7 protein-coding genes are annotated in these 7226 nt (G+C 62.7%); all 7 read right to left on the bottom strand.

Features of this window, described 5'->3' with window-relative positions:
- Positions 1-137: 137 nt before the first annotated feature.
- On the bottom strand, positions 138-1307 hold the full coding sequence (locus OKA05_RS23425) for an Ig-like domain-containing protein (RefSeq protein ID WP_264489632.1): 1170 nt from the start codon (positions 1305-1307) through the stop codon (positions 138-140).
- Between the two features lie 20 nt (positions 1308-1327).
- Complete coding sequence (locus OKA05_RS23420) at positions 1328-1645, bottom strand: hypothetical protein (RefSeq protein ID WP_264489631.1); 318 nt, start codon at positions 1643-1645, stop codon at positions 1328-1330.
- Positions 1642-3996, bottom strand: coding sequence for a serine protease (locus tag OKA05_RS23415; protein WP_264489630.1), 2355 nt, complete (start codon positions 3994-3996; stop codon positions 1642-1644). The genes OKA05_RS23420 and OKA05_RS23415 overlap by 4 nt, the downstream gene beginning before the upstream one ends.
- A 191-nt stretch (positions 3997-4187) precedes the next feature.
- Positions 4188-4571: a tellurite resistance TerB family protein gene (locus OKA05_RS23410; protein ID WP_264489629.1), complete on the bottom strand. Its 384-nt coding sequence runs from the start codon at positions 4569-4571 to the stop codon at positions 4188-4190.
- A 2-nt stretch (positions 4572-4573) separates the two neighbouring features.
- On the bottom strand, positions 4574-4759 hold the full coding sequence (locus OKA05_RS23405) for a hypothetical protein (RefSeq protein WP_264489628.1): 186 nt from the start codon (positions 4757-4759) through the stop codon (positions 4574-4576).
- A gap of 51 nt (positions 4760-4810) precedes the next feature.
- Positions 4811-5374: an anthranilate synthase component II gene (locus tag OKA05_RS23400; RefSeq protein WP_264489627.1), complete on the bottom strand. Its 564-nt coding sequence runs from the start codon at positions 5372-5374 to the stop codon at positions 4811-4813.
- A 2-nt stretch (positions 5375-5376) separates the two neighbouring features.
- Positions 5377-6891, bottom strand: coding sequence for an anthranilate synthase component I (gene trpE, locus OKA05_RS23395; RefSeq protein WP_264489626.1), 1515 nt, complete (start codon positions 6889-6891; stop codon positions 5377-5379).
- Positions 6892-7226 lie beyond the last annotated feature (335 nt).

Here is a 7226-nt window from a genome sequence, read left to right as displayed (position 1 = left end):
CGCTAATCTATCTCTCCATGACCAAGCGCATGCTCACCAGAATCGCGGCCTGAGCATTTTTCAGACAGCCTCTAAGAGAATTCATCGGAAAATTAGAGAAAGTCATGATCTTGGGAAGGCGTCGGAATCAGGCGCTATCACCGAAGGGGAGCCCACACGGAGAGGCCGCTGACGGTGGTGGAGACGAAGTCCGGCGAAAGTGGCGAAGCATCCTGCCCATCCGGGATCCCGTCGTTATCGGAGTCGGTATCCGTGGGTGAAGTGCCGGCCGCGATCTCGTCCGCATTCGTGATGCCGTCGCCATCATCGTCCGGCGCACCGCCTGAAGCGTGGATCGTGAATGGCAGCGAAGGCGAGGTGCTCGTAAAGCCGAAGTGGTCGAAGACCACCGCGTGAACCGTATAGGAGCCGCTTGCCAAGCTCGGCATCTCGATCACACAGGGCGACATGGAGGAGGAGCCCACGGGGACGCCATTGGAATAGAAGATCACTTGGGAGAGATTTCCCACACCGTCGGCATCCGTGGGGCTGGCAGTCAGCGTGACGTAGCCCGGGTTCTCATGAACGAACGCGCTGATCGCGAGCGGAATCAACGGGGCATGCACGGAAAAAGACACCGGAGCCGAGGTGCTCTCTAAGCCGAACCTGTCCCTGACGACGGCGGTCGCCGGGTAGGTGCCTTCATCGTTGGGATAATGGGCGCAGGTCCACGGCGGGGCTGTCCGCTCACCGACCAGGTCTCCGTCCACATAAAACTTCACCGAGGCGAGGTTCCCGGCTCCATCCGCATCGGTGGGACTGGCAGTCAAGACCACGGTGCCCGGCGCATACGACGGAGCAACTTCCGCTGCGAGGGAAACCTGTGGCGTATTGATCGAGAAATTCGCCGGCGGCGACTGGCCCTCCAGCAAGGTGAGATCTTTGACCACCGCGAAGGCATGGTAGCTGCCGGCCTGGGTGGGAGTGTAGGAATAGGTCCAAGGCGCAGAAGTCTTCTCAAGGACCATCTGACCATTGATGTAGAATTTCACGGACACGCCGGTTAAGCCATCGGGATCCGTCGGCGTCGCGGTCAGCAGCACGGTTCCCGGAGCTCCCACCGGGTCGAGGGTCGACGTGAGCCCCACTTCGGGATAGCCCGGCAGCACCTTGAAATTCGTGATCGCCTTCGGTCGAGTCGAGTCCGTCGTGCTGCCGACGCCGAGTTGGCCATTACCGTTATCGCCCCAGCCGTAAACCGTGCCGTCGGCCGCCACGGCGAGCGAGTAACTGTTGGCCGTGGCGGTTCCACCAGCGGCGATGGCCACGATATTCTGGAGAACTCTTCTCAGAGACCGCCTACCGGACCTTTCCAATTCAGGCCCCGGTCCTCCCGCCACTGGCGGAAGTTGGCGAACTGCTCCTTTTTCGGTAGATCGCGACGCGAGGGATCTTCCTCAAGGAACTCAGCGAACCACTTCTTTTGCTCCCCCGTGGCCTCCTTGCGGTCGGCCAATTCCTGAGTCGCTGCCGGCACCGGCGAGGCAATCAGCCGGAATAGCCGCGAGACCCGCGCCGACAATCGCAGCACGGCGATGAGCAGCACCAGTTGCAGGAAGACCACCGTGCCAAGGACGGTAGGCAGGAACCAAGGTTCATCGATCATGGCGCGGCGGTGGTGGTTAGAACGAATGGACCGGTCTCACGCGGGTCGTAGCTGGTGGCCCGGATGAAGTAGCGGCGTCCAGCGCGGGCGGTGAATTCCACCTTGGCATTGTCGCGGCCACCCGACGGGCCACCCGAGTCGCCCTCCTCCACCACGCTCAGGTCACGGGGGTCGAGCACCATCAGGTAGGCGTCGAATTTCGCCGAGGAAAGCGTCACGACCACCTTTCGATCCCCGGAAACCGGCGCAAGCAGGTAGTCGCGCTTGAAGGTCAGGTAGCGCTCGTCGAGTTCACTGGCAGCCGCGAGCTTCCCTTTGACCGAGGCCCCGATGTTGACCGTGGGTACCGGGCTCTTTTTCGAGGCGGGATCGATCCGCGAGCTCGTCAGACGATAGATGCCCACGTCCCGGTCCTCGCTGGCAGATGCCCGGAGCAGGTAGGATTTACCCGTCACCGGCTGGAACCTCAGCCCGGAATCGTTCGTCTTGCCGGTGAAATTGTCGTTGCCGGTGATCAGCCGGCCGCTTTCGGCGTCGATCAGGATGATAGAGTCATCGATCGCTTTGGTCGCTTTGCCCTTGGAGGTCATCCGCAGCTCGATCAAGCCGCCCGGCGAGAACACGGACGTGTCGATCCGGTAGTCGTCCTTGTAGAACTCGCCACCCGGCAGGAAGAACGGGTCGAAGGCATCGCCGGTGGAAAGGCTGCCATTCACCACTCCGCCGGCCGCAGCCAGCGGCGGCAAGGCCGCGATCACGGATGGCCGCCAGACGTTCAGCTCGAAGCTCCCCGTCGCTCCCGGGTCATGCGAGGTGACTTCCACCCGATACTCGCGTCCCGCCTCCGGGGTGAAATCGTAAAGCTCATCGCCGCCGAGCACGCCCTTCCCTGCATTGTTGTCCACCTCGATCACGGCGGGCGAAGACATGCCGGACAGCCGGAAGCGCGTATCGAAATCACCCGACCGCACCGCGATCCGCAGCGGTCCGGTACCATCCGGAATCTGTAGCACGTAGCTCTTTTGAAAGCGGCCGTCTTGGACCTCGTCAGGATTCGCCAGCGTCCCGGTCGCCCCGCCGGGGACCGCCAGCGGCCTGGGGCCCGGGACATAGGTGGCGGAAAATGCTGCCCGCACGCGGTAGACACCGGTATTGGCACTCCCGGGCAACTCGAAGGTCCGGAGTATCCCCCCCCCCTCCAGCACCTCATCCTCTGCCATCGCCGCCCCCGTCACCGCTGACCACGGGCCAGCCGCGCTGCTGGCATGTTCGAGATAGTAATCCGCCTCGCTGGCCAGGGCCGGGCGCACATAGGAAAGCCAGAGCTTGCCCGCCGCCATTTGGAGCTCGAGCCCGCCGTCTGGCAGAGCCCACTCCTCGAAATTCGTCCGCCCGTCTTCATCCAGATCGATGTTTTCGCCGCTGCGGCCATTGGCACGCTCCCAAGCCGCGTAGTTCGGCCGGATATGGCCGGTGATGAAGTCGCGGAAATTCCCGATCCGCGTGTAAATCCCATAGGCGTCCGGCTGCGCGCAGCCCTCGCCAAAACTAACCACCCCGGCCTGCATCCAGCCCGGCGCACGCGGAGATGGCACGATCAACGGCGAACCGCTGTCCCCTTGGCACGCATCCTTTCCGCCCTCTTCAAAGCCTGCCGCCAGCATGTTTCCGGTGAGCGTTCCATCGTAGGCTGGCGACTCATTGGCGAGTTCCAGATCGACGATCGGCAGCTCCACTTCCTGCAAACGGTTCGGGTAGCTTGCCGTCCCTTCGGTTGTGGTTCCCCAGCCAGTCACCGTCGCCTCCACGCCGGGCAGCTCATGGTCGCGATCGTCGATCACGGGGATCGCCGTTCCGCTTGCCGGCTCCGCCAGCCGCAGCAGGGCGAAATCCGCGTCCATAGTGGAGTCGTTGTAGGTCGGCGAGATGATGATCTCCGACACCGCGATCCGCTGCGCACCGCTGCCCGGATTCGACAGGTCATTCGCGCCCACCAGCACCTCGATGTCCTCCGCCCGGCTGCCCAGCACGCAATGCGCCGCCGTCAGCACCCAATAGGGATGAATCAGCGACGCGCCGCAGAAAAGTCCGTCGTATTCATCCGGCTCCCCCGCGTCGATCAGTCCGACCATCCACGGGTACTCGCCGTCCGCCGCCGCCCGGCCGCCGACGATTCGTGGCAGCGGGCGGAAGCCGTCCCTTTCGAGGTCCTTCTCGATTTTCGCCCGGCCGGCCCGCCTTTCCTTGGCAGTCGGATGCCGACTTTCGGCGATCAGGCGCTTGTCCGCCAAGGCCGGGGTGGCGGCCATTCCCCACAAGGTCAGCACGGTGAAGCAAACGACGCGGATCATCGCCGCGAGATTCGCCTGTCTGCGGAAAAGGTCGAGCGGAGTTTGCCATCAGGAACGGTACGCATTTTATCGGCTGAATTCGCTGTCCGTAAGGACATCCTGCGGGAATTTCAGCCCTCCCGAATGTCTGGTTGTTAGTGTTTTCCGCGAGCACGGTGCGATGGAAATCGGCCCCGGTCACTCCCGGCTCTTTATCCCAGCGATTCGCAGAATTCCCGGAACGCCCGGACCTCTTCATCTCCCGCGACCCCCGCAACGATGTGGCAGGCAAGGCTGCGGCCCAAGGCTGCCTGACGCGGTTCAAGATCCAGTGGGTCGATCAGCGCGCGAATGATCGCGGCGAACGTATTCCCATTGTAGCTCGTGAAGGGTGCCAACCGGTGGCACTTGCGGCAAAGGTCCGCCACCGCCAGAAGATCCATTTCTTCCAAATGATGCGATTTCCACAACTCTCGCGTCGCTTCGTAGCCATCGGACGTGGGGCCGTGGTGCGCGTGCTTCGCGGAACAGAGTTGCTCGTTTTGCCAAACGACGAGTTCCCAAGGGATCTCGACAAGCCACGCCTTGCGATTCATGGCTACTTTTTCTTCGCCTTCTCCTTCGCCTCTTCCATTTCGCGAACGCCGGCGCTCTTCAGGTAGCCCTTGCCGGTTCTTGCATAAACCGGCTCGGCAGCGAAGCGATCTTGGATCGCCAAACCTTCACGCAAGATTGCTTGGGCAAGCGGGTTCTTGGAAAAATCCGGCTTCTCCTTCTCTGTCATGCTGTGAGACTACGGCTGACCCGCGACTTTTGCAAGGTCGCGACGGCCCCCTCACATCGCGAGGAAGTTCTCCAGGATGCGCTTCCCGTCCTGCGTCAGGATCGACTCCGGGTGGAACTGCACGCCGTGGACCGGGTGCTCCTTGTGCCGGAGACCCATGATCACGCCATCGGCCGTCCATGCGGTAATCTCCAGACAGTCCGGCAAGGTCTCGCGCTTCACGATGAGCGAGTGGTAGCGTGTGGCCTCGAACGGACTCGGCAGGCCGGCGAAGACGCTCTTGCCTTCATGGAGGATCGGCGAGGTCTTACCGTGCATCAGCTTGTCCGCGCGGATGACGTCACCGCCATAGACCTGGCCGATCGATTGGTGGCCGAGGCAGACGCCGAGGATCGGCGTCGTCGGGCCCAGCTTCTCGATCAGCTCGCAGGAGATGCCGGCTTCGTTCGGCGTGCAGGGGCCGGGGGAAATGCAGATCCGCTCCGGCTTCAGCGCCTTCACGTCGTCCACCGTCAGCGCGTCGTTGCGCACGATCTTCATCTCCGACCCGAGCTCGCCGAAGTACTGGACGAGGTTGTAGGTGAAGGAGTCGTAATTATCGATGATGAGCAACATGGTCAGTCCTCCAGCGTTTTTGCGAGGGCGATGGCGCGCAGCATGCCCTTGGCCTTGTTGACGGTCTCCTCGAACTCGTAGGTGGGATTGGAATCCGCGACCACTCCGGCACCGGCTTGCACGTAGGCCTTGCCGTCTTTCAGCAAGCACGTGCGCAGGGTGATGCACGAGTCATGGCCACCATCGAAGCCGAAGTAGCCGACCGCGCCGGCGTAGGCGCAGCGCTTGCTCTTCTCGAGCTCGTTGATGACCTGCATCGCGCGGATCTTCGGCGCACCGCTGACCGTCCCGGCGGGGAAGGTCGCGCGCAGCACGTCGTAACTACTATGAGTCTCGTCGAGCGTGCCGGTGACGTTCGAAACGATGTGCATGACGTGGCTGTAGCGCTCCACGATCATGAAATCATCGACCTTCACGCTGCCGTGCCTGGCGATGCGGCCGACGTCGTTGCGGGCGAGATCGACCAGCATCAGGTGCTCGGCCCGCTCCTTCGGGTCAGCTAACAGCTCGGCCGCGAGCGCGTCGTCTTCCTCCGGCGTCTTGCCCCTCCACCGGGTCCCGGCGATCGGGCGGATGTCGATGCGGCCGCCGATGGCACGCACGTGAACTTCCGGCGACGAGCCGACCAATGCGAAGTCGCCCAGTTCCAGAATGAACATGTACGGCGACGGATTCACATGGCGCAGCGCCCGATAGAGATCGACCGGCGAGCGATGAAAATCCGTGGCAAAGCGCTGGCTCGGCACGAACTGGAACACATCACCGGCGGCGATGTATTCCTTCCCGCGAAGAACCATGTCTTCGTACTCGGCTTGCGACGTATTGCTCTCTGCCTGCGCGGCCTCGACCGGCACCAGGCCATTCAGGGCAGGCACGTGCAGCGGGCGATTCAGCATCTCGACGAGCGCCGAAATCTTGCCCCGGGCGGCGTCATAAGCCTCCTGCAGACTGGCGTGATCGCCGGTGAAGGCATTCGCAATGATCTGCAGGCGGCGTAGGCGCTGGTCGAAGACGATCAGCGTGTCGGCCAGCATGAAAACGGCATCGGGAATACCGAGCTCGTCCTTCGGCGCGGCAGGCACCGTCGGCTCGAACTGGCGGATCGCATCGTAGGCGAGGAACCCGACCAGCCCGCCGCAAAACGGCGGCAGATTGCCATGCAACACCGGCTTGTAGGGAGCCATGTGGCGTTCCAAGGCGGCGAGCACATCATCCTCGACCGTGATCTTTTCCATCGACGAGCCTTCGCGGATAACGAGGTTCTTGTCGCGAGCCTCGATGACCCGGCGCGGGTTGGTCCCGATAATCGACCATCGTCCGCTCTTGTCGGTGCTTTCGGCGCTCTCGAGCAGGAAGGAATGACGCGCGTCGCGCACCTTGAGGTACGCCGACAGCGGCGTCTCAAAGTCCGCGGCAAGCTGGGTGTAGAGCGGGACAACATTGCCCTGCTCAGCCAGCTTGCAGAAGGACTCGAACGACGGTTCGACCGGGATGGGATTCACGACGCGCGGGAGCATGCCCGCGAACGGGCGGCGTGCAAGCCCACAGCCAGCGCTTTGACAGCGACCCGGCATTCTGGAAAAGTTCCCTTGTGAAAAAGGTGTTGGACTTGCCTGACGACCTGATGAGGGAGGTGAATTCCCGCGCAGCAGCCGAGGGCAAATGCGTGGACGAGATGCTGCTGGAACTTATCAGGGCCGGCCTTGGCCCAAATCCCCGCCTTCCAGTAATGTCTCTCCAACAGGCACCTCAGACCACGAGACTCGTCACCCTCGAGGAATCCTGCGCTTTCGTTGCAGACCAAGATGCTCGACTTGAAACCGAGGGACTTGGCCAAACCGAAGAATGAGCC

This window comes from Luteolibacter arcticus (assembly GCF_025950235.1).
Classification (GTDB): Bacteria; Verrucomicrobiota; Verrucomicrobiia; order Verrucomicrobiales; family Akkermansiaceae; genus Haloferula; species Haloferula arctica.
This window is presented reverse-complemented; position numbering and strand designations above follow the sequence as displayed.

Bases quoted from the DNA above. Each gene is read 5' to 3' on its own strand.
- OKA05_RS23415 (WP_264489630.1), bottom strand. From the start codon at position 3,996: ATGATCCGCGTCGTTTGCTTCACCGTGCTGACCTTGTGGGGAATGGCC.
- OKA05_RS23400 (WP_264489627.1), bottom strand. From the start codon at position 5,374: ATGTTGCTCATCATCGATAATTACGACTCCTTCACCTACAACCTCGTC.
- OKA05_RS23410 (WP_264489629.1), bottom strand. From the start codon at position 4,571: ATGAATCGCAAGGCGTGGCTTGTCGAGATCCCTTGGGAACTCGTCGTT.
- OKA05_RS23420 (WP_264489631.1), bottom strand. From the start codon at position 1,645: ATGATCGATGAACCTTGGTTCCTGCCTACCGTCCTTGGCACGGTGGTC.
- OKA05_RS23405 (WP_264489628.1), bottom strand. From the start codon at position 4,759: ATGACAGAGAAGGAGAAGCCGGATTTTTCCAAGAACCCGCTTGCCCAA.
- trpE (WP_264489626.1), bottom strand. From the start codon at position 6,891: ATGCTCCCGCGCGTCGTGAATCCCATCCCGGTCGAACCGTCGTTCGAG.